At 45.3% G+C, this 25,697-nt stretch carries 18 protein-coding genes; all 18 read right to left on the bottom strand.

Annotated elements, in window-relative coordinates:
• Positions 1 to 76: 76 nt before the first annotated feature.
• Positions 77 to 1,078: a phosphotransferase gene (locus BP97_RS0128510; protein ID WP_028552162.1), complete on the bottom strand. Its 1,002-nt coding sequence runs from the start codon at positions 1,076 to 1,078 to the stop codon at positions 77 to 79.
• A gap of 83 nt (positions 1,079 to 1,161) precedes the next feature.
• A complete protein-coding gene (locus BP97_RS0128505) occupies positions 1,162 to 1,995 on the bottom strand; it encodes a carbohydrate ABC transporter permease (protein WP_028552161.1) in 834 nt (277 codons plus the stop codon).
• Positions 1,992 to 2,945: a carbohydrate ABC transporter permease gene (locus BP97_RS0128500; protein ID WP_028552160.1), complete on the bottom strand. Its 954-nt coding sequence runs from the start codon at positions 2,943 to 2,945 to the stop codon at positions 1,992 to 1,994. The genes BP97_RS0128505 and BP97_RS0128500 overlap by 4 nt, the downstream gene beginning before the upstream one ends.
• Positions 2,946 to 2,969: 24 nt before the next feature.
• Positions 2,970 to 4,292 carry an ABC transporter substrate-binding protein gene (locus BP97_RS0128495; protein ID WP_051621026.1) on the bottom strand — a complete coding sequence of 441 codons (1,323 nt, stop codon included), beginning with the start codon at positions 4,290 to 4,292 and terminating at the stop codon, positions 2,970 to 2,972.
• Between the two features lie 110 nt (positions 4,293 to 4,402).
• Positions 4,403 to 5,584, bottom strand: a complete 1,182-nt coding sequence (locus tag BP97_RS0128490) for a Gfo/Idh/MocA family protein (protein ID WP_028552158.1) — start codon at positions 5,582 to 5,584, stop codon at positions 4,403 to 4,405.
• A gap of 19 nt (positions 5,585 to 5,603) precedes the next feature.
• On the bottom strand, positions 5,604 to 6,425 hold the full coding sequence (locus BP97_RS0128485; protein WP_028552157.1) for a sugar phosphate isomerase/epimerase family protein: 822 nt from the start codon (positions 6,423 to 6,425) through the stop codon (positions 5,604 to 5,606).
• 119 nt (positions 6,426 to 6,544) lie between these two features.
• Positions 6,545 to 7,384 (bottom strand): helix-turn-helix transcriptional regulator, encoded by an 840-nt coding sequence (locus BP97_RS0128480; RefSeq protein WP_051621025.1) that lies wholly within the window; start codon positions 7,382 to 7,384, stop codon positions 6,545 to 6,547.
• A 411-nt stretch (positions 7,385 to 7,795) separates the two neighbouring features.
• On the bottom strand, positions 7,796 to 8,791 hold the full coding sequence (locus BP97_RS0128475; RefSeq protein WP_028552155.1) for a Gfo/Idh/MocA family protein: 996 nt from the start codon (positions 8,789 to 8,791) through the stop codon (positions 7,796 to 7,798).
• Positions 8,778 to 9,785 carry a Gfo/Idh/MocA family protein gene (locus BP97_RS0128470; RefSeq protein ID WP_036746698.1) on the bottom strand — a complete coding sequence of 336 codons (1,008 nt, stop codon included), beginning with the start codon at positions 9,783 to 9,785 and terminating at the stop codon, positions 8,778 to 8,780. Before BP97_RS0128470 ends, BP97_RS0128475 begins: the two co-directional genes overlap by 14 nt.
• Before the next feature lie 25 nt (positions 9,786 to 9,810).
• A complete protein-coding gene (locus BP97_RS0128465; RefSeq protein ID WP_028552153.1) occupies positions 9,811 to 10,869 on the bottom strand; it encodes a Gfo/Idh/MocA family protein in 1,059 nt (352 codons plus the stop codon).
• 38 nt (positions 10,870 to 10,907) lie between these two features.
• Positions 10,908 to 11,651: an endonuclease/exonuclease/phosphatase family protein gene (locus tag BP97_RS0128460; protein WP_028552152.1), complete on the bottom strand. Its 744-nt coding sequence runs from the start codon at positions 11,649 to 11,651 to the stop codon at positions 10,908 to 10,910.
• Between the two features lie 92 nt (positions 11,652 to 11,743).
• On the bottom strand, positions 11,744 to 12,580 hold the full coding sequence (locus tag BP97_RS0128455; RefSeq protein WP_051621024.1) for an endonuclease/exonuclease/phosphatase family protein: 837 nt from the start codon (positions 12,578 to 12,580) through the stop codon (positions 11,744 to 11,746).
• A 22-nt stretch (positions 12,581 to 12,602) separates the two neighbouring features.
• Complete coding sequence (locus BP97_RS0128450; protein WP_028552150.1) at positions 12,603 to 18,230, bottom strand: lamin tail domain-containing protein; 5,628 nt, start codon at positions 18,228 to 18,230, stop codon at positions 12,603 to 12,605.
• Positions 18,217 to 21,144: a lamin tail domain-containing protein gene (locus BP97_RS0128445; RefSeq protein ID WP_028552149.1), complete on the bottom strand. Its 2,928-nt coding sequence runs from the start codon at positions 21,142 to 21,144 to the stop codon at positions 18,217 to 18,219. Before BP97_RS0128445 ends, BP97_RS0128450 begins: the two co-directional genes overlap by 14 nt.
• Positions 21,145 to 21,295: 151 nt before the next feature.
• Positions 21,296 to 22,624 (bottom strand): ABC transporter substrate-binding protein, encoded by a 1,329-nt coding sequence (locus BP97_RS0128440; RefSeq protein WP_081824402.1) that lies wholly within the window; start codon positions 22,622 to 22,624, stop codon positions 21,296 to 21,298.
• 232 nt (positions 22,625 to 22,856) lie between these two features.
• Positions 22,857 to 23,711 carry a helix-turn-helix domain-containing protein gene (locus BP97_RS0128435; RefSeq protein ID WP_028552147.1) on the bottom strand — a complete coding sequence of 285 codons (855 nt, stop codon included), beginning with the start codon at positions 23,709 to 23,711 and terminating at the stop codon, positions 22,857 to 22,859.
• 497 nt (positions 23,712 to 24,208) lie between these two features.
• Positions 24,209 to 24,520, bottom strand: a complete 312-nt coding sequence (locus BP97_RS0128430) for a helix-turn-helix domain-containing protein (RefSeq protein ID WP_028552146.1) — start codon at positions 24,518 to 24,520, stop codon at positions 24,209 to 24,211.
• Between the two features lie 951 nt (positions 24,521 to 25,471).
• A partial coding sequence (locus BP97_RS0128420) for an IS3 family transposase (protein WP_028547791.1) occupies positions 25,472 to 25,697 on the bottom strand: 226 nt, incomplete at its 5' end.

The following is a 25,697-nucleotide window of genomic DNA, read 5'->3' as shown; positions in this document are numbered from 1 at the left end:
CAGCAGCTCACCACAGCGGCTTCTTTTCAATAATGATGTTTAACTAAAAATGACCCGTGAATGAAACGTTTATCAATCAAATAAAATTAAATGTAGGAGGATATGGTAGCCCTAGAAGATTGGACGACCAACGTAGAGCGGGTCCCAATTGTAACCGTTGAATATATCTGAGCCGTGGAAGCAGTGGTATGGGTGGTTTCCCGGCTCTCGTTGCAAAAAAACCTGCGGTAGCTGCGGCCACAGCTTGTTCGGCGAATGGGGGGAAATCAATACCGTGAGCGGCCATTTCTTTTCTATATTCAGGTAATAAACATTCTGCAGGAGGCCCGCCTTCCCCCTCAATACTGGGAAAGAAAAAACCTACATCGAATATTAGGGGGCCTCTGCATGCTAAAGCCCAATCAAACAGCACCAAAGCATCGTTTCGGAAACAAAGATTATCCGATCGGATATCTTTATGGATTAGCCCCCAAGGCTGGGCTGAACGCATTAGTTCCCCTTCTATGGGGATCAACGTGTCAATAACCGCATCAAGCCAAGCCTCTGCTTCTTTCCTATTGTCCTCGAACAGTCCAAGAAAATAATTTCTTTCCTCCATGTTATTTTTTATGGTAAGCCAATTATCGGTCACTCCTTTGCCAGTCATTGCTTCAACCTTATTCATTTCAGTAATTCCTCTTATGTGAAAAGCTGCTATGTCTCTCATTGCTTGCAAAGCCAATGCCTTAGACCAAGGAGGAACCTTTCTTACCTGTCTTAAATCTTCCAATAATAAAAGATGCCAACCATCAACACTAACGGACCCATAGTAACGAGGAGAAAGGGCCGTAATCGAAGTGACATCACGATACATGGCTTCTTCTAACGGAAGCACTCTCCAATTTTCAGCAATAGAATCTTTCCCGGCTCCCTTGGCAAATAAGGTTCTGCCATCTTCTAGGAACAATCGGAAGGTTGCAGTGGGTCCGTAGCCCCCAAATACACGAGTAGCTCTGCGTATAGAACATGCCATGATTTCTTCAATTTGTACACGCAGTTCTTTGGGAACATCTCGCCAGTAAGGTTTAGGTTCTCGCATCGCATTTCACATCTCCTTTGCCATTCTGAAAAAAAAAAACCAGCTGTACCGGCAACTGGTTCTCCTCATTATGTTATTTTTCTCTATCCCTTAAGCCCTGAAGTGGCTATTCCATCCACGAAATAACGTTGGGCTGCAAAGAATAATAGGATTTGAGGGATAATCGATAGAAGCGACATGGCCAAAACCTGCCCCCAGGAAACCGCTGACTGAGTGTCTATAAACATTCGTAAAGCAAGAGGCACAGTGAATTTATCGACTGAATTTAAATAGATGAGCGGACCGAAATAATCTTCCCAGTGCCATAGGAACGAAAAGATCATGACAGTAATTAGAGCAGGCTTCATTAAAGGCATAACAATGCGCCAATAAATTCCAAACCAGGTACAGCCGTCTATTTTGGCCGATTCATCCAGCTCGCTCGGGATACCCCTTATGAACTGAATCAGCAAGAAGATGAAGAAGGCTCCGCCCATTGCGCTAGGTACAATAAATGGGAGGTAGGTGTTGATCCAATTAAATTTATGAAACATAGCGTATTGCGGGATTAATGTCACCTGACTTGGCAGCATGATCGTCAGAAGAAGCAGTGAAAACCACATCTTCTTGAGAGGAAAATTCAATCTTCCGAAGCCGAAAGCAACCAAGCTGCTTGAAATCACCGTTAAGATTGTCGTCGAAAGAGTCAGCTGTATGCTGTTGATATAAAAATAAGTAAAGGTATACTTGGGAAGCGCTACCCAGCCGTCCGAGAAGTTGCTCCATTGAAAAGTGCCGGGAAATATCCTAGGCGAGCTAAGCTCTGTATTGGTCTTGAACGATGCACCGATCCACCAGAGCACCGGATAAAACATAATCGCGCTAAAAATCAGCAACAGCATATGGGTGAGCAGCTTGCTCGAGGTTAACGTCCTCATCGATTCCCTCCCGGCTCATTCTCGTAGAACACCCAATACTTGGAGGCTATAAAATTGATTGCGGTCGCGATCGCCACAATGACCAGCAGTATCCAGGCTAACGCGGAGGCATAGCCCATATGAAGCGTCGCGAAAGCCTTTTGGTATAAGTATAAAGCATACATTTCCGTAGAATTAAGAGGGCCGCCGTTCGTCACAATGAATGCTGCAGTAAATGACTGGAATGAGTTAATGACACCCATGATGAGATTGAAAAAGATAACGGGTGACAATAGAGGAAGCGTCACGGTAAAAAACTGCCGAAGCTTAGACGCGCCATCCACAGACGATGCTTCATAGAGTTCATTTGGAACTTGCTTCAGCCCCGCCAAAAAAATGATCATCGCAGAGCCAAACTGCCACACACTCAAAGCGACCAGTGTGCTTAATGCGGTTCCTGGTGTTCCGATCCAATTTTTAGGGTCGATACCGAACAATGGAACAATGTGATTGATGAAGCCGTTAATCCCGAAAATATTTTTCCATAACACGGCTACCGCAACACTGCCTCCAATGAGAGAAGGCAAATAAATAATAGTTCGGTAGAAACTGATGCCCCTCATTTTTTTGTTGAGCAGCATAGCGACAAGCAGTGCAAAGATAAGCCTGGCCGGAACGGAGGTCAATACGAAAGTGAAGGTTACCTTCAACGAGTTGTAGAAAAAACGATCCTCCGATATCTCCTTGAAGTTCTGCATCCCTATCCACCTCGGCGGACTGAGAAGTGAGAAATCCGTAAACGTGTAGTAAAATGATTGAATCATGGGCCACACAGTTAATATAACAAAACCAATCAACCATGGAGAAATGAACAAGTAACCTGCCAAAGGCGAATACGAATGATTATGTAATTTGGTTTTTTTTGCTTTATTTGTGGATTTGCTAACGGCCATCACAGATTCTTGATTCATCCTATCAGCTCCGTTCTGCTGAGGTTATTTCTCGTATTTCTTGCCAGCCTTCACCAACTCGTCATAAGCCTGCTCCGGTGTGATTTTCTCAAACATTAACCGTTCCCTGATATCCTTCTCATCTTTACCGAAATCCGCCCAGCCTGGTGCACCCGGGTTGAATACTTGTGAGTTCACAGCTGTTTTATTAATCATTTCTACTGTCAGCTTATCTCCAAGGCTAAATTTCGGCTGCAGCAGCGACACGATTTTATTCGTAATCGGAACGCCACGTGTGGTGCCCCCGATTGTTCCTGCTTCGGGATCGTTAATGAACCAATCTATAAATTTCTTCGATTCCTCTTTATATTGAGAGTCCTGACCGATACTAAAGTAAAAAGTTGCTTTCAGCCATCCGCCCCCTTGTGCTGCTTTAGGCATCGCCGCCACACCGATCGCACCGGGCTTTAATTCTTCATACGCGGATACCTGTGCAGCATGCAATCCTTTAAACAATAGATTGCCGTTAATCAGCATATCGGCGGTCGGATCCAAGTCCTTATCGGCCAGCTGTACATCTGGCGGCGGCACGACGCCGGCTTTTCTTAACTGAGCAAATTTCTTCGTCCATTCGAGCCAGGTTTCTTTGTCGTAATTAAACTTACCTTCCAATGTAACCGGCCAACCCTTTCCTTTGCTCAACTGGAACGCTGCATATTGGGTTGTATCGGCTGTACCATCCTTGATGACATATTGCCCCTTACCGAGTTTTGGCTTGATCTCTTCTACCAGCTTGAAGAAATCATCCCATGTGTAGCCGTCCTTCGGTGCGGCCACTCCCAACTTCTCTAGCGCGGCTTTATCATAAATCATGCCCCACGCATTGTTGCCTAACGGTAGAGCGGTTAGTTTGCCTTTGTACTTCCCTGTATCCAATAAGCTCGGATCAATGTCGCTAGTATTGATACCGGAGGACAAATCCGCAAGCTGACCTCTACCGTTCCAGTCGGCCAGCCAAGCGGCATCCATTTGAATGATATCCGGAGCATTCTTGGCAGCAGCTTGGGTCGTCAGTTTGTCCAGATAACCGTCAAAGCCTTGATACTGGGTTTCAAAAGTCACATTAGGATTCTTTTTTGTATAAAGATCCAATATTTTCAGCGTAGCATCATGCCTTGCCTGTGAACCCCACCACATGATACGCAGCTTTACGGGCTTACCCCCGGCAGATGCTTCCGCTCCTGTTCCGGCCGGTTTGGCAGAAGGTTGAGCTTCTTCCTTCACACCGAGGGAACTGCAGCCTGCCGTTGAGATCGCTAGCACCAAGGATGCAATGACTACGGTTATATTTTTTAACACGAATTGCATAGGATATTCCTCCTTTGTTTTGAAACGCTTACAAACGAAGTAGTCATTAGCTGCTGCGCCGATATATACCCGGATACACAGCAGCCAGCTTCCTCAGATCCTACGATCTGTTATTTGGAGAACGATTGTGTTATATCTTCTTCTATCGCAATAGAGGCCTCTTTATAGAACTTTGAAGACGATATGAGTTCCTTCAAAAGCTCTTCGTATTGATCTGAGTCAAAGGGCACCTCCACCATTTGCTTGGTGAAGGAAGAAAGCATAATGCCATTGGCGATGGTGACCGAATGGATTCCCTCTGTCCCCTCAGCAATCAATTCCCCTGTTCCTGTAACAATCTTGCTGATGAACTTTTCCGTCACAACCTTATGTCCTGACGGCACGTCCGTGTCCACAACGATCTCGGTTTCCTCACACTTCACATTCCCGAATCCTTGCGTCGTTTCTCTCAAATGCTGAAGCATAGAAATTTGGTTGAGGTACAGCAGCAGCTTATCTCTTTCATAAACGAGGCGGCCGTTCTCACCTACAATTTCTAGACGATTGACTCCCGGTGACTCCGCCGTGGTCACTATGAAATGACCGATCATGCCGTTCTCATGCTCGAAATAGGCGGTAACCTCATCCTCTACTTCAATATGATGATACTTGCCGATGTGAGCATGTCCGCTGATCTTGGCCGGCACTCCAAACACCCATTGATAAAAATCAAGGTTGTGAGGGCATTGGTTCGTCAAGATACCGCCGCCTTCTCCAGCCCAAGTTGCCCGCCAATCGCCGCTATCGTAGTATGCCTGGGAACGGAACCAGGCCGTATTGATCCACGATGCTCTAGTCAACTGTCCGAGCTTACCGCTATCCACTACTTCTTTGATTTTCTTGTAAAAAGGAAGTGTTCGTTCCTGGAACATCATGCCGAATACTAGCTCAGGGTATTGCTGCTTGGCTTTGGCATAAGCTGCGATGGTTCGCAGCGCATCATTTACATGAACTGCCAACGGCTTTTCACAAAGCACATGGATGCCGGATTCGAAAGCATCGATAGCGATCGTTGGATGACTATAATGCGGTACCGCAATAATGACCGCTTGCAAACCGGAATGCTTAAATAACTCCTTATGATCGTAGTAGGCAGAGGTACCGCACTCCGATGCCACTCGGTCTGCTTTTTCAACCACAAGGTCACACACGCCTACCAGTTCTATTTGCTCAATAGCTTTAATATTTCGGATATGGGTTTTCCCGATATTCCCCAGGCCAACCAAGCCAACTTTTATTCTTGAAGTACTCATATGTCGTCCCTCCCCTATTTTAGGACCAAGCCAAGCCTTCCTTTTGCAGCAGCTTTTTCAAAGCCTGGGCAGCAATCTTGAACCGTTCTGGCCCGCTATGCTCAGGAAAAGCTTTGTGCAAATGCGGTTCGATTGACAAAAATCCCGAGAACTCCCGCTCCTTCAGTGCCTTCACGAATAAGGGGAATTCACCGTCCCCGTCTCCTGCAGGGACAAATATTCGTGCTTGCCTGTCGGCATCTTTAATATGTACATATTCAAGGTAAGAGGACAGCAATGGGTAGGCCTCTAACATCGGCATGATCTCGTTCATTACGAAGTTTCCCGGATCGAAGGCCAACCGTAGGCTTGAAGAACCACAATGCTGTAATATTTCTAAACAGCGTTCATCCGTATTGCCATATACGCCGCTTTCGTTTTCCAATAACAGTGTGATTCCTTCCTGCTCGGCCCGTTCAGCAAGCTGCTTCATGCGGGCCAGCACCTCATCCCGGTAGTTCTCATGCGCTTCATTGGATGGAATAAAATAAGAGAACACCCGGATGTAGCACGTGCCCAGCTTCTTAGCGATAGCTAGAGCACGCTGCATTTTCTCAAGCTCCTTATCGAACGGATCCTGTATCGGGTATTTGCCAATCGGGGAGCCGATGGACGATACACCTATGCCTTTCTCATCGAGCGATGCTTTCAACTGGGTTAATTCATCTTCGGTTAAATCCATGACGTTCTTGCCATAAACGCCTCGTAGTTCCAAATGGGAAATTCCTTCGGCTGCAAGAACGTCCAACTGTTCTTCCAATTGACCAGAGATCTCATCTGCAAAACCTGTCAGTACTAGCAAATGGCTTCACCTCTTCAATGACTGAAAGCGATTTCAACTGCAGTTGATATTACATAGTGTAACAGGAGATGAAGGGCTTAAGTTACTTTCCCATTGACCAGGTTCGATATGAAATTGTTCTATAATTGACTTTTTAATAGGCGTCGGTATTGATCCGGTGTCTTACCCTCCCATTGCTTGAATACTTTACTGAAATGAGAATGGTTTTTGAATCCAATGGTGTAGCAAATATCGGTCACGGATTTTTCCGGTTCAAGCAAAAATAAAATTTTGGCCTGATTAATTCTCCGCTTGTAGATATAGTGAAACATGGTCATCCCCGTAGTCTCACGGAAAATACGCACTAAATAATACTTGTTGATGTGCAAGGATTCTTCCAATTGATCGAGACAAATATCCGTCATATAGTTTTTTTCAATATAGGTCAGTGCGTTCTGTACATGCTGTTCCTTTTCCGAGGGGAAGTTCACTTCCTCCTCTACCGATTTCATCAGAACTTGGCAGATGAACAACAACGCTTCTAGGCAAACCACGCGGAACCTCTCTTGCGAGACGGCATCTGTTGTGCAGTATAGACGGTTCATTTTGCATAAAAGCTCTTCAAATTCAGCTCTCTCGCTTTCATCGAGCTGTATTTTATAGTTACCGAGTCTCTCGAATGGCTCCAGTGGGTTTACCACAAACATATGTTCGGATGCCGCACGAAAGTAACCCGGGTCAAAATTAAGAAGGGTTCGGACATAAGGATAACCATCAAAGCTTTTAGGCATATGCAGTGTCAAACCATGCATGACGATGAGCGTTCCCGGCATTAACACATGAATTTTATCACCAATCAAATAATTTCCTTTGCCCTCATGAAAATAAAAAATTTCATAGTTATCATGGGATTGAAAGTGACCTTCCGGAACCGGAACGCTTTTTAAATACTCGTACTGCAGTAAATACAACCGTTCCATGCATATCCCTCCAGCATCGTCAAATAATGTAAGAATAGCCGCTTTGCCACTATTATATCATTCGAGTTACACTTGCTGGATTACGAAATTAAGAGTTGAGATTTGGGCATGAAAAATAAGCTTGAGGCCTCACTGATGGATTAAAAATCTAGCCATAGTCTGCACTGGATACCCGAAAACGGCGGCAGTGGGACTCAATAACACGTGTGGAATATAAAAAATAGTCAGTTATCTAATAAGCGGTAACCTGGATTTATAACAACAAAAAAAGGCAAGCCGGAAGTAATCATTCCCCTTGCCTTTTGTATGTTAATTGTTTCCGATCCGTAACGACCGCAGCTTATTGCGCAGCAAATCAGCCTAATGCCCCTAAAGGTCCCTTTCTTCAATAGTCACTTGACTAGGCTACTGTTATTGTCTTATACCAATAGCAACAGGAGTTCCCTGCCGGATTGAATCATAAGCGGCGAGCGCAACCTGTGTGGAATTAAGTCCGTCCTCACCCGTGATCGGCACACGATGACGGTCTCGCAAAGAAAGTACGAAATCTTCGATTAAGCCCTTGTTCATGCTTTCGCCCCAATATTTCCATTCTGTCTTCATTTTGGAGTCGCTAAATATTTCATTCTTTTCAGAGAAGGAATCAATTGAAATTACCCCATGGGTTCCTATAATTTCCATCGTGACATCTCCCCAGAAAGGAAATGACTTTGTTCTGGACCAGCTCGTATCTATTACCGCGAATACCCCGTTATCAAACTTGGCATGAACCATGCCAGAGTCTTCAACCGGGATATCATGAAATAAGGTCCCCGATTCCGCATAAACTTCAGTAGGAGTGCTTTGCATAAACCAATTCAACAAATCCATAACATGCACCGTATGGTCCAATACGGCGCCTCCTCCAGACAAAGCAGGGTCTACAAACCAACCGCCAGGCATTGTGCCGCGATTGGTCGCATTTACAGCCAGAATGTCTCCGATATCTCCGCGCTCAACGGCGGCCTTGGCTTGAACCACAGCAGGAATATATCGGCATGGAAATGCCGTCATTAATTGGACGTCATGCGCTTTGCACGTCTCGATCATTGTATTCATTTCCTCGACGGTAACCCCGAGCGGTTTTTCACACAGCACATGCTTTCCTGCTTTTGCGGCATCTATGGTCATTTGCGCATGGTGCACATTTTCCGAACAGATGATGACCGCGTCCACATCGGTTCCCAACAATTGTTTATAATCCGAGTAGTAAGGAATTCCATGCTTCTCGAGATGCTTCTTCACGCGTTCTCTATTCTCGTCGGCTATTCCAGTGACAGTCACGCCTGGCATCGACATGAGGATATGAAAGTAGGTGTTCGCATGGGAATGCGCAAAGCTGATCATTCCAATTTTAATAGGAGCCATTTGAATTCCCTCCCTTTTGTGACATTATGCTATCGATTGGAATCGGAACACCCGCTCGAATGGAATGAACGGCAGCCAAAGCAATTTCCAACGCCTTATAGCTATCCTCAGCTGTGATAATAGGCTCCTTCCCATTCGCAAGACAATCGACAAAATGCTTTAGCTTAGGTAAGTAAGAATCTTGTAAGGAGTCATTATGATTCCAATCCAACCCTTCTACTCCCGTAGGCTTATGAATACGTATCGGCGAAATATGCTTGCTGTTAAACCGGATAAGCCCGCTGCGTCCCGCAAATTCGACTTCAAAAGACGGAGCTTCGGGATGCCCCACATGCCCTTGCAAATTCGCTATGGCCCCGTTATTAAAACGAAGCGTCATCACCGTAACATCATGATATCCTGCTCTCCTATTAAGCGCGTAAACACTCTTCACCTCACCCAGCACGGAACGAATAAAGTCAATGTCATGGATGATGAAATCGAATATACTGCGGGGATAGGCTGAATCATCTATTTTTCCAAGAGCCTCTTCCTGATACAGCCCTATCCGTTTCATATGAACAACGCCGATATCACCTATAGCTTCGGATTTGATTTCTTGTCTCAAGCTTGCGTAGCTAGGCAAGAATCGTACGGGATGTCCTATCAAAAGCTTCGTTCCATTAGAATCACATACATCGATGACTTCCCTCGCATCAGCAAGGCTTAGCGCGATCGGCGATTCGCAAATCACATGCTTTCCGTACCGCGATGCTTCCTTAATAAACTCTTTATGCATAGAGACGGGCAAGCATAGACTGACCGCGTCAGGATTGGCTTCGGTAATTAATCTCTCAAACGACGTAAATACCTTGGTCTTGCATCGCTCAGCTAGCTCAGTCGCTCGCTTTTCTTGTAGATCATAGACCCTGACAACTTCGACATCAGGTATTTTCATAAAACATTCAGCATGGGTTGTCACCCTAGCTCCACATCCAATTATTGCGACTCTCATTCTAACGATTACCTCCACAATAAGATCAGAACGATATTTCTGTTCCCTTATCTGCCGATTCATAGATTGCACATATGATTTTCATCATTTCCACTCCATCCTCCACAGAGCTAAGCGGTTTATCTCCGGATTGGCAGCAGGAAATAAAATGATCGATCTCGTTCTGGAAGGCCGTAGCCGCATGGAACTTTAATTGATCCATCTGAGGATGAACGTTAAGAATCGTCTGATGCTTCTCGGTGACCATAGTCAGCTCCGGTTCCATCTCAACTCCGCCCTTATCGCCAAACAGCTTCACGCTTACCTCGTCTTTCTTAGCATGAAGTGTAAAGCTCACATCGACAAGCAATGACGCCCCATTGTCAAAACGAATCAGCGCACTGGCCAAATCTTCAACGTCGTTTTTCTTCCCGTAATCCGAGGATTTATAATAAGATAAGTTAGTGATATGGGAACGATTGCCGAGCTTATGATAAATATTACCGCTTACCGTCTTTACCTTAGGTCGCCCCATCAAATACCAGCACAAATCGATAAAATGTACACCGAGGTCAATGAGCGGTCCACCGCCGGAACGTTCTTTGTCCGAGAACCAGCCTCCCGGATTCCCGAGTCGGCGCAAAGAGGATGCTTTGGCATAATAAATATGGCCGAGCTCCCCTGCATCCAGAAACTGCTTCACCACTTGCGTTGTGCTTGCATAGCGCCGTACAAAGCCGACTTGTAGTACTTTGCCGCTCTCCTTAACGGCTTGCTCTACCTTCAGCGCTTGCTCCACCGTTTGGGACAAAGGTTTTTCCACGAGCACATGCTTGCCGGCTTTCAATGCCTTGATAGCCAGGTCCGCGTGCGAATCGTTCCACGTACAAATACTGACGGCCTCTACTTCCGGATTGGCAAGTAATTCATCGCAGTCTGTATACACGGCCGGAATGCTATATGTCTCAGCTTTTGCCTGCGCCCGATCTTTATTGAGGTCGAATATGGCAACGATTTGGGCATCCGGGTTATGTCGGTATGAATTCAAATGGGAATCGGCAATAGATCCTACTCCGATAACTCCTACACGAATTTTACTGTTCATCTATGTTCTCCTTACAAATATTTATATAGTAGGGTGGACTATCGGGATTGCAATATGGCAAATGGAGGCAGGTGATCGGAAGCAAGCGTCACGATAATCTCACTCCGGATCGCTTCCAGGTTTTTGGTATAAAAAATATAATCTCCCTGGATATTCGGTTTGATAGCCGGAAAAGTAAAGGCCTCCTGCTGCCCTTCAAAAGCTTCTCCATAAAGCTCGAACATCGGGCGCATTTCCATCGCTGTTGGCCCTGCATTAAAATCACCCATGAAAATAGCATATTCTTTTTTTCCTTGTGCGATCTCAATGATCTTCTTGTTTTGCAGAAGCCGCTCTTCAGATGATAGCGCCAAATGGACGGTGTATACATTCACTTCGGTTTCGCCAATTCGAATCGTCGCTTCCAGCAATCCTCTTTGCTCACTGGCTTCATGGATTTTGGGCAGCTCATAATGATGGGTAGCGACTATAGGAAATGCGCTTAAAATAGCGACTCCATACTGTCTTGGTTCAGTACGGCCCTCTGCCGGTGGACGCTGCAAATTAGCTGCGAACGTGTAGTTCATTTCAAGCAGTTGGGCTAGCCGCTTCGCCTGATCTTCGAACTCGCTTCGTTCCGACCAATGGTTATCCACCTCTTGAAGAGCAATTACCTCTGCTTCAGATTGTTTAAGAACATCGGCTATACGGACCAGATCAAGCTTACCGTCCTCGCCAACTCCATGGTGGATGTTATAGGATAATACCTTAACGGTTATCTCCCGCGTTCTTTCGCTTGTCATTGTCATTCCTCCAAATTTGAATTATCTTCAGATGGCAAATCGACCCGGAGGAACGGCTTCCCCCGGGACGTTTCGCCCTAGAGATGAGTAAATTACTGTGATTTCTTTGAATTCAACATAAACCTGGCCGATATCGGAAGATGGTCCGACGCTTGCGTTGAAATGATCTCACTTTGTATAAGATCAAAATCCGGGCTGTACATAATGTAGTCGATCTGGAAAGCAGGCTTCTCGGCAGGAGCGGTAAAACTATTGGGCTTGCCTTGAAAAGCATCTTTCAATCGTTTGAACAAAGGACGCATTTCAAACGTATTCGGCTTGGCATTAAAGTCACCCATAAAAATGACCGGCCCCTTGACTTGTTGAGCAATATTCACAAGCTCTTTAACCTGTAATACGCGTTCCCCCGCAATAATAGACATATGAGTGCAATATACCGTGATATTCGTACCTTTCACATTGATGACCGTCTCCAGCAAGCCCCTAGACTCGCTTGTCTCTTCCATCTTAGGAAGAGGATGACGCACAGAGGATATAATCGGATATTTGCTTATAATGGCTGTACCATACTGCCGTCGTTCGGTCTTTCCTTGCGCGGGAGGCTCATCAATATTTGCCGCAAATACATATTGCATGCTCAGTATTTCGCCAAGCTGTTTGGCTTGATCCATAAATTCGCTTCGATCCGACCAATTATTATCCACTTCCTGCAGTGCTATAATGTCCGCATTGGATTGCTTAATGACATCCGCCGTTCGCTTCAAGTCCAGTTTCCCATCGTTACCTTGACCATGGCGAATGTTGTACGACATAAAACCGACGGAAGCGGCTTCTTGTTCATTCGCTTGCAACATGGGCAACGGGTATAGTCCGAATAAGATCATGAACAGGATCAGCAATCCAATAAATCGCATCATTCCAGCCTTCATTCGCTTCCTCCATCGTTCAAATTTAGTTATCCAAATAGTTCATCCAACGTAACATCCTCTTCACCATGGTCACTGCTTGCGCACGTGTCGCATTCTCGGCAGGGACGAAGGAATCTTCGGTCATGCCTTCAATCATTCTGACCTTCACCAATTTGGACACGGAATCTCGCGCCCACTCACTAATGGTATCTTTATCATGGAATGCTAGCGGAACTGCTGTCAGGGATTTGCCTTGATCTGTTGAGAGTAGTGCTCGCATGAGCATCACAGCCATTTCCTCACGTGTGATCGTTGCATCAGGCTTGAACAGATTGCCTTCATAACCAAAGACCAGTCCTTTTAATGCAGCAATCCGAATGGGCTTGGCATACCACTTGGCAGCATCGATATCCTTAAATATAGATTCTGAGCCTGCATCTGTCGGTAAGCCCGATATTCCCAAGGCATTAACCAGAAGAGCAGCAAATTCAGCCCTCGTGACGTTGGTATCTGGTTGAAAGCGTTGTTCCGCCATCCCGTTCAAGATCTGCTTGGAGGCAAATTGCTCCACATCTTTTTGTGACCAGTGGCCTTGAATATCCTCATAGATTTTCTTGGACTCTGCAACAGCATAAACGCTGTTATGAGAGTTCTTCATCTTGACATACGTGTTTCCGTCCGCTTCCTCGCTTATAGTAGAAGGGATGAAGTGAAGGAAACCATCGCTTGATATTTGAACGCCTGTTATCCATTCCGGCTTCACAACCCCACTAAGCTTTAATGCTCTGGTAACCGTTTCTTTGCCAAAATCGTCCAGCGGAATCGACTTGCCATTTCCCTTCATAGTCATTAGGAATTCGTAGGCATCCGTCAACAGCGTACTGCCCTGCTGTGTAGCATCGGCCCGAAGCTTCCCTTGCTGCTCATCGGGTAATGCCGCGATCGTAATATGAATGTCCATTTCATTCAAACTAACGCCCTGTTTTTGTGATAGCGTTTCGAGTTGGAGCGCTGCCAGTGGGAATTCGTAAGAAATACCGTTTTTATAAATGATGAATCTTCTTCCCCAACCGTTTTCTTTTGCTTTTTCCAAAGCGGAGGCTGGCAATATAACTTCCAGTACCGATTCTGTACCATCATAAGATAAAGCCAAGAACGGCCTTTCATCCGTTAATTTGCCGAATGCTTCTGTCAATTGGGATGCATTCACCTGAATTAGAGCTACTTTCTGCCCATGATCGTTGCCCCCCGTTGTGACGGTATAAGCATTTGACCCTAGTAGATTGTTACGATCCTCCACTGCGGCAGGCGGTACATACTCTCCCTTTGCACCCGCACTATCTTGCCTTGAGGAGGGATGGCGTCCTATTGGGATCGTGTTTGAATCCAGCGTTGTTACAAGTACAGGAAACATGCGCGTAGTCTCGCCTGTCTCTTGCCCGTACACGGATTTCAGCACCCCGGCAAGCTCGAAGATATAAGTAGTTCCGCTTCTCAGGTCCCCGATCTTGTACTGGTAAGTATCATACGTTACTGTGGTGACCGTAGGAGTGACAAGACTGCCGTCCTGATATACCCGATAACCTGACACATTCAAGTTCAACGGCTTCCATTTCAAAGTAATCGATTGTTCCTCAGGAATAGCTTGGAAATCCGGGACTTGACCCGAATAAATCTTGCCTGGCGTAGGAGTCTGATTCGTAGAGCCTGTTTGTCTGCGCTCCATCCATTTTCCCTGAACATCCAACCCTTGTTCCGGATAAAAATAATTGACGCTCTGCTCCGTTTTGCCCTCCGATCTCGCAAAATCACAAGCCGGCAAAGATGACGGGACATACTGACATCCGCCCGTACCTGCATTGACGTTATAGGCCGCCATGCTGATCCTATCCTTAGCCGGGTCTTCCCCAGGTCCGACAATGGCAACAAACCGCTGCACCGCGTTCTCTAGTCCCTCATTGCTTCCGAGCTTGGCGTAGGCAATTTGATCCTTGCGCAAGGCCGAGCCGTATTCTGTGCTGAATTGCTCCAACTTATAGGTGCTGTGCTGCGGCTTCACCAGCCAAATGAGCTTGGTTCCCTTCGGCGAGATCGTCATGTTCGTAATGCCACCGGTGATGGCATCCATTGGGACGATGCTCCACTTCTTCGCTTTCGTGTCGGTCCAAGGCTGCTCCAGACCCGGATTCGTATAATAGTGAAGCGAATAGCCGGTTAAATCGATCGGTTGATCCGTTGTATTGTAGAGCTCCACATACTCGTATGGCTCGCCTACTGCTTTGGGTGCCGCCATGATTTCGGTGATGAGCAGCGTACCCGCTTGTGCAGCACCGGGGTCAGGCTTCTCCGGATCAGGTTTTCCTGGATCCGGTTTCTCAGGCTCAGTGGTGCCCGGCGCTTGGCCAGGATTTAATTTGCCCGGTGATGGTTGCTGATTCAGCGATGCTGGAATTCTTCTTTCCATCATTTTGCTTGTCTTATCTAAGCCACCTGCAGGGTAGAAGTAGATAATACTCTGCTGCGATGTCGAGCTTTTGGCAAAATCGCATGCAGGCGCTGAACCGCTAGGTATATATTGGCAGCTCCCCAAGCCAGCATTAACGTTATAGGCTGCCATACTGATGCGGTCCTTGTTAGGATCTCCGCCAGGCTTTACGATGGCTACATATCGCTGCACCGCATTGTCCAAGCCTTCGTTGGCCCCTAATTGCGCGTATACGAATTGATCTTTTGTTAAAGTAGGATCATATTCCGCAATAAATTGCTCTACCTTATAGGTGCTGTGCTGCGGCTTCACCAGCCACACGATCTTGGTTTCCTTCGGTGAGATCGTCATGTTGGTAGTGCCGCCCGTGATGGCATCCATCGGGACGATACTCCACTTTTTCGCTTTGGGATCGGTCCATGGCTGTTCCAGACCCGGATTCGTATAGTAGTGAATTTGGTATCCGGTTAAATCTACTGGTTGGTCTGAATGATTGTATAGCTCGACGTATTCATATGGCTCACCTGCTGCCTTCGGAGCCGCCATAATTTCCGTAATGAGCAATCCATCTGCTGATGATACAGGTAGATCAACGGACTTTGCTTTAAGAAATGCAGCTGCATCCAAAAATTGCAGCTTATCGATGGGATACTTGCCGTCCAAATATTCCTTGGCCCCCGATTCAAACAGAACATGTAAGCTTCCATTATGCTCGAATATCCCTTCGGCCATCGGCGGCATGATCAAGGAATTCAAAATATTGCTCCCATCCAAAAACCAAATCGGCACCGATACCGATCCAAACACCGAGGTTTGTGAATGTGCTGCTTCACTCAAAGACCAGGTGTAAGCAAGCAGCCTGCTGTCATTATTCCGGCCGTAGGAGCGGCTTAGTACCACCTTATCACCCACGACTTCCATCCCTTGAATTTCATCCGGTATGGACAAGATATAATCTGGCACTGTGACGCTGCCCGCTCCCGGCATACCACTTAACAAATCGCTAGAAGACAGCTTATATCCCGCTACCCAAGCGTGATTCACCGTCTGCTCTCTATTCGTCATGTGATGGGACGAATCCGTGGGCGCATTGCTTCCAGCGAATTCTCCTACCCATAAAATGTGATCTGAGTAGGTAACGAAGGAACCCTTCGTTGCAACTTGTACCTTATCGGTGAATATCAGCTTATCGCCATCCCCAGCGTTAATCACGTTTTGGATAGGTAACCGATAAACATGAGAATCGGATGAAATCCAAAGATTCTCGTCACTTACGGCAATACCTCCGGCATGTCCTGTGTAGGGCACATCGCCCGCTTCACGAAGCTCCATAGCCTTAACAAATTTGCCTGTTGAGAGATCAGTTACGGTAATTCCGCTTGCCTGACCGTCATTACGATAATAAGTAGCAAGCATCCAGTTCTTACCCGGTACATAGGCTGCTCCCTGCGGAATAATTCCTTGCTTCAAGCCAGGAATAACCGGACCTTCCTTACTTATGAAATTGAAATCTCCGTAGCTGATATAGTATTTCGAAAGCTGATCTGAGACCGCTTTGGCAATGACCTTCGTTCCCTCATCATTGGGATGAACATGATCCGGGAAATACTCCGGCATATTAATCGTAGCCGAATAGACATCAATAACGGTACTGTCCGTCAAACGGGCTGCTTCCTTAATTGCAGGTATAACTTCACCGCTAACAACGGCATCCGTTATGTTAAAGCCTCCTGTCCCATATACCTTAGGGGGAAGGTTAACAAACACTTTGGGATGCGCCGGCAAGCTTTTATATTGAAGGATCATCTCTACATAATCACTTACAAATTGGTCTTTATGCTGCCAATTCTGCGGCTTCGAGTCATTGGAGCCTAACATAATGACAACAATGTCCGGATTCCAAGCTTGGCTCTGCTGAAACTCTGGAGTATTCCAATAGGAACTGTCCCCCAGCTTAAGCAAGGTCGTACCCGATACACCGAAGTTTCTAACTTCATAATCCGGTCCAAGCCGTTTGCCAAGGTTTTGCGGATAGGTGACTGTCGTTCCGGTATTGCGGGTGATGCTGTCGCCTACGGCAGCAACCTTCATCTTGGTTTTTCTAAGACCTAATTCCTCTTGTGTAATCCCGGAACCTGATCCTAGAGAGCCTGGCTTGACTCCTACGCTTTCCACACCCGCACTGCTGACAGTCACTACTGTGAACGTATAATCTATGCCTTCAGCCAAATTCGTTACGATGGCAGATGTCGTTCCTTTCGCTATCGGGCCGGCAGCTTTCATATGATTCTGATCATAAATATTCACATACGCGTAGTCCGCCTTGCCGCCAAGATCCGTCGGCTCCCTCCAGCTCGCTACGGCCTGCCCGCCATTTCTTACCGCATGCACATCCAATACCTCTGCTGGAAGAAGCGGTTCTTGTCCTGCCTTCAATTTTCCAGGAGTTGGGTCTTGGTTTAACGAGTCGGGTGTTCTTCGTTCCATCATTTTGCTTACCGCATCCAATCCGTTGGATGGGAGGAAGAAGATGATGCTCTGCTGTGTCGTTGCCGTTTTCTTGTAGTCACATGCCGGGGTAGAACCCGTAGGGACATAGGCGCAATAACCTATTCCCGCATTCATGTTATACCCCACCATACTGATCCGGTCGGTATCGGGGTCTCCCCCGGGTCTGACGATACCTACATAGCGCTGAACAGCGTTATCCAAGCCTTCATTGGCTCCGAGCTTAGCGTATACGATCTGGTCCTTCGTTAAGGCGGAATCGTACTCGGCAATAAATTGCTCTACTTTATAGGTACTATGCTGCGGCTTCACCAGCCATACGATTTTCGTGCTGTGCGGCGCAATCGTCATGTCAGTCGTTCCGCCGGTGATGTCATCCATCGGCATGATACTCCACTTTTTCGCTTTCGTATCGGTCCAAGGCTGTTCCAGCGCCGGATTGGTATAGTAATGAATTTGGTATCCGGTCAAGTCGATCGGTTGGCTTGCCGTGTTGTACAGCTCCACATATTCATAAGGTTCACCCGCAGCTTTGGGTGCTGCCATGATCTCGGTTATGAGGAGCGTTGGACTCGCCGTTCCCGAGGCAGCTGCTGCAGAGGGAATCCCCTGTATTGGAATTAAAGAACACAATAGGGCTATCAAGACTACGAGCGATACGATTTTATTCCGTCTCATCCGCACTATATTCACCTCTTTCTAGGGACATCTCACTTCCTTCTTCCTTTCCCGTTAGATTCAGTAATTGTTCAGGCAGCAGGGAGCCAGGCGTCGGCTTGTGGTGAGCGGATAAAGGACCTCTATGCTCCATAATTTTGCTTATCGGATCCAACCCGTTGGCCGGGTAAAAGTAAATAACGCTTTCCGCTAATTCATCGCCCTTACGCACATAATCGCAGCCAATCTCGCCCTCTTTAGGGGCGTATTTGCATTTGCCTGAACCGCTAGCTACGTTGTATGTAGCCATGCTGATCCTGTCGCTCACCTGATTCCCTCTAGGAGCAACAATAGACACATACCGCTGTACATCATTATCCAGACCTTCTGACTCGCCCAGCTTGACGTAAACAAACTGATCCGAAGTTAGATTCGTACCGTACTCATCGTTAAAATCTTGCGTACTAAACACTTCCCCATACGCTTTTTTCAACAACCAAACTACTTTGGTCGATCCTGGCCGGATCACCATGTCCGTCTTGCCACCGCTTATTTTATCTGATGGAACAATACTCCATTTGGTAACTTGGGAAGTCCAAGGCTCATTACTCTTCATATCCTTGTAGTAATAAATTTTATATCCCGTCAGATCAATAGGCTTATCCGAATGGTTATATAACTCGATATACTCGAATAGCTCAGCTTCAGTCTTCGGTGCCGGAACCAGCTCTGTAATCAGCAAGGAGCCGATAGCAGCTTGACTCTCTTGAGCCTCTCCCTCATGCCCGTAGGCTTCGACTTGCATAGGAAGTATTGTGCCTGGAGTCGGCTTTTGATGAACAGAATCCAGCTCTCTTCGCTCCATCATTTTCGTTACAGGAGACAACCCCGCTGCAGGATAATAATAGTTCACACTCTCCGTGGATTGATTCGCTTTCCGGACAAAATCACAAGCGCGCTCATTCTCTTTGGCTGCATATTTGCACTTGGCATTACCGGCCGCTTCATTATAGGTAATCATGCTGATCCGATCCTTCACTTTATCTCCGCCAGGACCTACAATGGCTACAAACCTTTGTTGGTCGTTCGACAAGCCTTGACCGGCTCCTAGTGCAACAAATACAAATTGGTCCGAGTTCAGATGGGTTCCATATTCTTTGTTGAAATCCTGCACGTTTCCGCTGAACCCTTTTTTGATTAACCAGACAACCTTCGTGCTTCTTGGCTGTATTATCATGCTCGTTTTGCCGCCGGCTATAGAATCCATTCCCACGATATCCCACGGAATCACCTTGGAGGTCCATGGCTCTATACTGTTCGTATCCTCATAGTAATAGATTTTATACCCGGTTAAATCGACCGCATGATCGGTAGGATTATAAAGCTCTACATATTCAAACTGCTCACCATCCGTCTTGGGCGCCGGAACAATCTCAGTGATAAGAATGTCGGAAGCAGCCTGCGTTTCAGGCGTTGGTTGAGCTGCATCAGATGTCTGTACGGATAGTTGCTCCGGCATAACAGTCCCCGGAGTAGGTATCTGATGCAGGGAATCCGGTATTCTGCGTTCCATCATCTTAGTAGCAGGATCCAGTCCTGCTGACGGATAATAATAGTTCACGCTCTCTGAGGATTGATTTGCTTTCCGGGTAAAATCGCAGGCGTGCTCATTCTCTTTGGCCACATACTTACACTTAGCGCTTCCGGCTTCTTCATTGTAGGTAACCATGCTGATCCGGTCCTTCTCTTGGTCTCCCTCAGGCCCAACAACAGCTACAAACCTTTGTTGGTCGTTCGACAAGCCTTGACCAGCGCCTAATTTTACAAAAACGAAGCGATTCGGTTCCAAATCCGTACCGTATTCTTTATTGAAGTCCTGAAGCTTTCCGTTGAAACCAGGCTTAATCAGCCAAACAATCTTGACGCTATGCGGTTTCATCTTCATATCCGTCTTGTTGCCGATAATTGTATCCATAGCGACCATATCCCATTTCGTCACGGTAGAGGTCCATGGTTCTTTGCTTGAGGTATAGTCGTAGTAATAGATCTTATGCCCGGTTAAGTCGACTTCGCTTTCTCCCGGATTGTAGAGCTCAATGTATTCGAAATGCTCTCCATCCGTCTTAGGCGCAGGAACAATTTCCGTTATGAGCAATAGATCGGAGGCAGCCGCTTGCCGGGCCGGGACGATTTTGCCGGGAGTCGGCTTTTGGTGAATGGAATAAGGCAGCTTGTAGTCCATCAGCTTCGTAATAGGGTCAAGTCCATTTGCAGGATAATAGTAAGTCACGCTCTCCGCCAGCTGATCCTCTTTACGGATAAAATCACAAGCCTTCTCACCAGGTCTAGGCTCGTATTTGCATTTCCCTGCGCCAGCCTGCACGTTATACGCAACCATGCTAATTCGGTCCTTCACCTGATCCCCGTCTGGACCGACCACTGCAACATATCGCTGCTCATCATTGATCAGTCCCTGACCTTCTTCCAATTGGATATATACGAACTGATCCAGAGTTAGTGTGGAGCCGTACTCTTTATTAAAATCTTGTATGGATCCCTTATACCCCTTGGGGATAAGCCATACGACCTTCGTACTTTTCGAAGGAATGAACATGTCCGTTCGGCCGCCGCTCAACTCATCGTTAGCCACAAGGTTCCATTTGATGACGTCGGACGTCCATGGCTCCGGACTCTTCATGTTTTCATAGTAATAGATCTTAAAGCCCGTCAGATCTATAGCGCTATCCGTAGGATTGTACAGTTCGATATACTCGAAAGCCTCCCCCTTTGCTTTGGGGGCAGGGACAATCTCTGTAATTAATAACCGATCTATATCCGCCGCTTGTGTTGGAATAGTCACGAATGGGATACTGAAACCTAACAGCAAAGCCAGAAGGGTCATAACCGAAACTATCGCTTTATAGCGGTTCTTCATTCAATGCTCACCTACTTTCCATTCTTCCAATGTTCTCGACAAGCTTATTATAAAATAGGCAAAATAAGAGGATTAAACGGATTTTCATGCAAATCCTACTCTATTTTTCGAACGCTTCCTTACAGACTGCTTCACGAAAGGTGTATGTTTTTTATTTTAGTTTTGATTCGGAAATGATTTTATTTGCCTTTTCGTCCGCTACCCGGAGAGCCGTGTTCACATCCACGCTGTTGACTACCATATTTTTCAAAGCATCTCTAAGAACGGCATAGATGTCCAATTCATACTTAGGGCTGTAAGCAACCGGAGCAGGCTTCACTTTGAACATGCCGGACAAGTTCTTTCCTTCATACAATTTAGAGTCAGAGGCAAAATCCTTCCTCATTTGAGCATCTTGAAAAATAGTCAGCCTAGTTCCTTTGTTCATGGCTATCTGGGCTTCCTCACTGACCAGCGTCTTGACTACCCGGTATGCAACATCCTTATTTTTACTGGTCGGCGGCACGACAAGCAGATGGAAATCGATCTCCCTGCCAACACCCGGCCTGTCATCAAAAGTAGGATAAGAAACGAGATCCCATTGGAACGACTGTCCGATCAGCGGGATACGGCTTGTATAAGCGGCAATCCAATACGGAATCATGGCCACCTTCTGATCTTTAATATAAGAGTTGATGCCATAGGTATATTTCTTATCCGTGACCATCCCGGGAATATCATAAATCCGCTTCAATAAAGTAAACACTTTCTGGTAGCCTTCAGAGCTCACTATCGATTTCTCCTGCTTCTCATCTACAACCGGCAAGGAGTAAGCACGAGTTAACGCATTGGCATCTCCTGGATCAAGTCCGATGTACTGAACTCCGTCCTGCATTCTTGTCAGTTTCTTGCTTAACTCAATAACCTGGCTCCATGTCATACCGTCAGTCGGATACGGAACGCCGAATTTATCAAAAATATCTTTGTTATACGCCATCACCCCGTAATTCATCGTATACGGCATGCCGTACAGCTCCCCATTCTTCCCGAAGAGCTTCATAGCATTAATGGCTTCCGGCTCAAATCGATTCAGATCAATGTTTTCCTTCTTCACAAAATCATTCATGTCGGAGGTTAGCCCCAAATCAACCAACCCATTCAAATAAAAGTTGCTTGTAGGAATGAGGTCAGGAATTTCTCCAGCTGCAACGAGCTGATCCAATGTTTTACCTGTGATGAGCTCGAAGGAAATATTAGGGTATTTTTTTTGAATCGGGGCATTAAAAATCTCATCTACATCTTTCTGTGAAATGATTCCTGCGTTGTAGTTGAAAATTTTTAGAGTAACCGGCTCCTTCGTCAATGTATCGACTTCAGCCTTCTTTTCTTCCTTGGGTGCTGATGCCGACGGCCCCTTATCCTGACTGCATCCCGAAAGCACAGCCCCCGAAACTAGCATCGCACTTAGCATGAAGACAAGCTTCCTGTGTATTGTTTTCATTGGATTAAAACCCCTTTTCCCGTTTTTACTAACCCGTCTCGTCGAAGGTGATCTCTTTCAAGCGAGCTTTGTGTTTATTATAGCAACGGTTAAAAAGGAGAATAATGCGGGGATTTTTTAAAACACTACACTATTTTTCGTTTTATATATATTTCTTGTTAAAAAGATTTTCATGAAGGGAAATAAAAAAACACCTTTCGGCAAAAGGTGTTTGTATTGACGAGGAACAAGCCTAGCGGAAATCCGCCATTTTTTTACGGAAATCGTTAGGAGAGCATTGATTGTACTTTCGAAACGTTTTATAGAAGTGTCCGGTATTTTCCATGCCTATCATCTCTCCTATTTGTTCAATACTAACGTCCTCCGTCAGTAAAATACGTTCCGCCAGCTTGATTCTATGATAATTCACGTAGTCTATGAACGACATTCCTATGATTTTTTTAAAGTAGGTTGCGAAATAGGAGTAGCTGATATTCGCTATGTTGCTTGCTTCCGTAACAGTGATCTTGTTCGTCAAGTTCTTTTCGATATAGTCCATTACGGACTTCAGCTTGTCCATGCCGGCATGATTATTAGAAGCAAGAACCTGACGGCGATCTGCGCGAAGTAAAGTTAGCAGTATGTTTCGAATATGTAAGCTGATGGCCATATCGTAGCCATAGTTTTTGTCAATCGACTCTCTGAAGATTTGCTGTATGCTTTGAGTTACGGCTTGTTTAGTCTGAATATCCTCATTAAAAATATAATTCAACTCGCTCAATGCAATATGGATTCCGGAAAACAGCTTCATATAGGGCAGAGTGGAAGGATCAAAATATTGAAGAGAATCAAAATGAAAAATGATGTACTCTACTTTATGAGAGTTATCCCGATGCAGCTGATTGGCTCCAATAAGCACCACATCTTCATTTTGTAGGCTGTATTTCTGCCGATCGATCAGAACATCAATTTTGCCGTTAACGATATAAAGAAGTTCAATCTGCTTGTGATAGTGCCAGTTGTTCCAGCCCTCTTCTCTATTCTTCAAATACACCTTCATAGGAACAAGCGGATTCTCGTAATTTATTTTTTCGTTGAAAGGCTCCATCTCAATATTCCCCTTCCATCTGTCTCGGTTGATAAAGGAAACTGCATCAGTTACAAATTTCTACATTTTCTTCAAAAATCCTTCATAGATGATTTCGTTCTAACTCTGACGAATCCACCGAAACGGCACCTGATATTTAGAAGCTTGATCGGAAAGGAAATGTGCACGAATACTCTTCTAGCTTGATAGGTCGCATGTAATACCCATCATTACGAATGATCCATCGGTTTCCAATATCCGGAACCAGCAAAGTTCACTTAAAATCATAACAAAAGCTCCTATTAGAGCAATTAATTCTAGTTTGCTTCTAATAGAGGGCTTAAACTGATTGATTCAACAAATGTCAAGTTATATAGTGACAGTGCAACAGGTTGCCATTTGGTAAACCTGCACATGATACCTATGCTACTGGTTGGTTCAACTTATAATCCAAAATATTCCTAAGTTGAACCAATGATACTCATCTACATCCGTATGCATAGCCGATCAATGATCCTCTAAACCGCGTTCAAGCTATTTTGACGTACTTGCTCCGAACAAGATGACGTATCCATCAGGATCAAGAACTCCAAACTCCTTCCAGAGCATATCGCCTGATCCTCATGCTTCATTTCGTAATGAATGATCGCTCCATTAACACGACTCTCAAGTCCTTGGTAACCATACAGCTTGTAACGACGTTGCCACTTCATCAAAGTCGTTTTGTTGATCTCATATTTCTTAGCAGCAGCCAGAAAACCGAGTTGTCCACTTGAAACTTCATTAAGGATAATGAGTTTTTCCGCAGCACCATATTTTCTTTTTGACATGAAAAAGCTCCCCTTAAAGCAACAGGTTTTATTATTTCACCTGTCTACTGTAAAGGGAGCATATCACTGTTGGATGCTTCTTTGTATTTCGAATACGGGAGTCAAAAGGCGAGTGAGTGGCTTCGTTACAAAATATTATAACCATTTACTTTCGAAAAGGTGCCTGAACACCTGAAAAAAATGGCTTGGTATTATCTTAAGGATTTTTTTCTATGATAAATGTAACCCCAGGTCAAACGTCCAAACATTAATATGTATCCTGCATAACTTGATTTTGGGGTAAAAAACCTCAAGACAAATTGGAGGGAGGATTCAAAAATGAGTGGAGTAGGCGGAATATTTACAAACTCTGCAACTATTTTGGTTCTTTTTATTCTGTTAGTCATTGTCCTTTGTGGCTGTGTTATCTAATTTTTTAGCCCATGCTCCTAATTTCTTGGAACACGGGCCCTCTCTCTATTCAATCGGCTGGAAGAATTACCTTCCGAAGTTCATTATTTAGAGTGGTTGCTAATCTCTCAATTGCATCCATGTCACTGCAAAGCAACAAGATAAGTAAAAAGAAAAAATTGAACTACAACTCATCCCCATATCAACATAAAGTTTTGTTAAACTATCCTACCCGTTTAGCTGAGAAGGCTGCCGATCTATAATACCGATAGCCTTCTCATGATGTTCATTGAAATATAACACCCGTTAACTTTATTCATAAACCAACATAATACATGAAATCGGACGCAATAGAGCTTACATATTTCTATTGATTCATAATCTCAATAGCAAGAAAAATAAACCATAAATAAGTAAAAATCCGTATAAAAAGTATTTTATTAACTTTGCCATGTCTTCCGTAATAATTTGCTTTTCGACCTTTGTTTAATATAAAAGACCCCATTAGAATCCTCTCAATAATTGGTCAAGACCCAATTTAGTGGACAGTTAAGAAAAACCCTATTTTGCAAGCTGGCACCGGTACTCTACCGGAGTCAGCTTGTTTAATTTTCTTTGTGGTCTGTGATGGTTATAAAAATAGATATAATTTTCAATTCTGCTTTGTGCTTCCTCAATGGATCGGATATGATATGGATAGAGTGCTTCCGTCTTTAAATGCGAAAAGAAGCTCTCCATGGAGGCGTTGTCATAACAATTGCCTCGGCGAGACATGCTGATTTGGGCA

The sequence above is a fragment of the Paenibacillus sp. UNC451MF genome, from assembly GCF_000686845.1.
GTDB lineage: Bacteria > Bacillota > Bacilli > Paenibacillales > NBRC-103111 > Paenibacillus_S.
Note: the sequence above shows the minus strand (reverse complement) of the source record. Positions and strands in the feature narration are given on the sequence as shown.

Coding starts and splice junctions, on each gene's coding strand:
- BP97_RS0128465 (WP_028552153.1), bottom strand. CDS start 10,869: ATGAACAGTAAAATTCGTGTAGGAGTTATCGGAGTAGGATCTATTGCC.
- BP97_RS0128435 (WP_028552147.1), bottom strand. CDS start 23,711: ATGGAGCCTTTCAACGAAAAAATAAATTACGAGAATCCGCTTGTTCCT.
- BP97_RS0128470 (WP_036746698.1), bottom strand. CDS start 9,785: ATGAGAGTCGCAATAATTGGATGTGGAGCTAGGGTGACAACCCATGCT.
- BP97_RS0128460 (WP_028552152.1), bottom strand. CDS start 11,651: ATGACAAGCGAAAGAACGCGGGAGATAACCGTTAAGGTATTATCCTAT.
- BP97_RS0128450 (WP_028552150.1), bottom strand. CDS start 18,230: ATGAGACGGAATAAAATCGTATCGCTCGTAGTCTTGATAGCCCTATTG.
- BP97_RS0128440 (WP_081824402.1), bottom strand. CDS start 22,624: ATGAAAACAATACACAGGAAGCTTGTCTTCATGCTAAGTGCGATGCTA.
- BP97_RS0128500 (WP_028552160.1), bottom strand. CDS start 2,945: ATGAATCAAGAATCTGTGATGGCCGTTAGCAAATCCACAAATAAAGCA.
- BP97_RS0128455 (WP_051621024.1), bottom strand. CDS start 12,580: ATGAAGGCTGGAATGATGCGATTTATTGGATTGCTGATCCTGTTCATG.
- BP97_RS0128505 (WP_028552161.1), bottom strand. CDS start 1,995: ATGAGGACGTTAACCTCGAGCAAGCTGCTCACCCATATGCTGTTGCTG.
- BP97_RS0128510 (WP_028552162.1), bottom strand. CDS start 1,078: ATGCGAGAACCTAAACCTTACTGGCGAGATGTTCCCAAAGAACTGCGT.
- BP97_RS0128480 (WP_051621025.1), bottom strand. CDS start 7,384: ATGGAACGGTTGTATTTACTGCAGTACGAGTATTTAAAAAGCGTTCCG.
- BP97_RS0128430 (WP_028552146.1), bottom strand. CDS start 24,520: ATGTCAAAAAGAAAATATGGTGCTGCGGAAAAACTCATTATCCTTAAT.
- BP97_RS0128445 (WP_028552149.1), bottom strand. CDS start 21,144: ATGAAGAACCGCTATAAAGCGATAGTTTCGGTTATGACCCTTCTGGCT.
- BP97_RS0128475 (WP_028552155.1), bottom strand. CDS start 8,791: ATGGCTCCTATTAAAATTGGAATGATCAGCTTTGCGCATTCCCATGCG.
- BP97_RS0128490 (WP_028552158.1), bottom strand. CDS start 5,584: ATGAGTACTTCAAGAATAAAAGTTGGCTTGGTTGGCCTGGGGAATATC.
- BP97_RS0128495 (WP_051621026.1), bottom strand. CDS start 4,292: ATGCAATTCGTGTTAAAAAATATAACCGTAGTCATTGCATCCTTGGTG.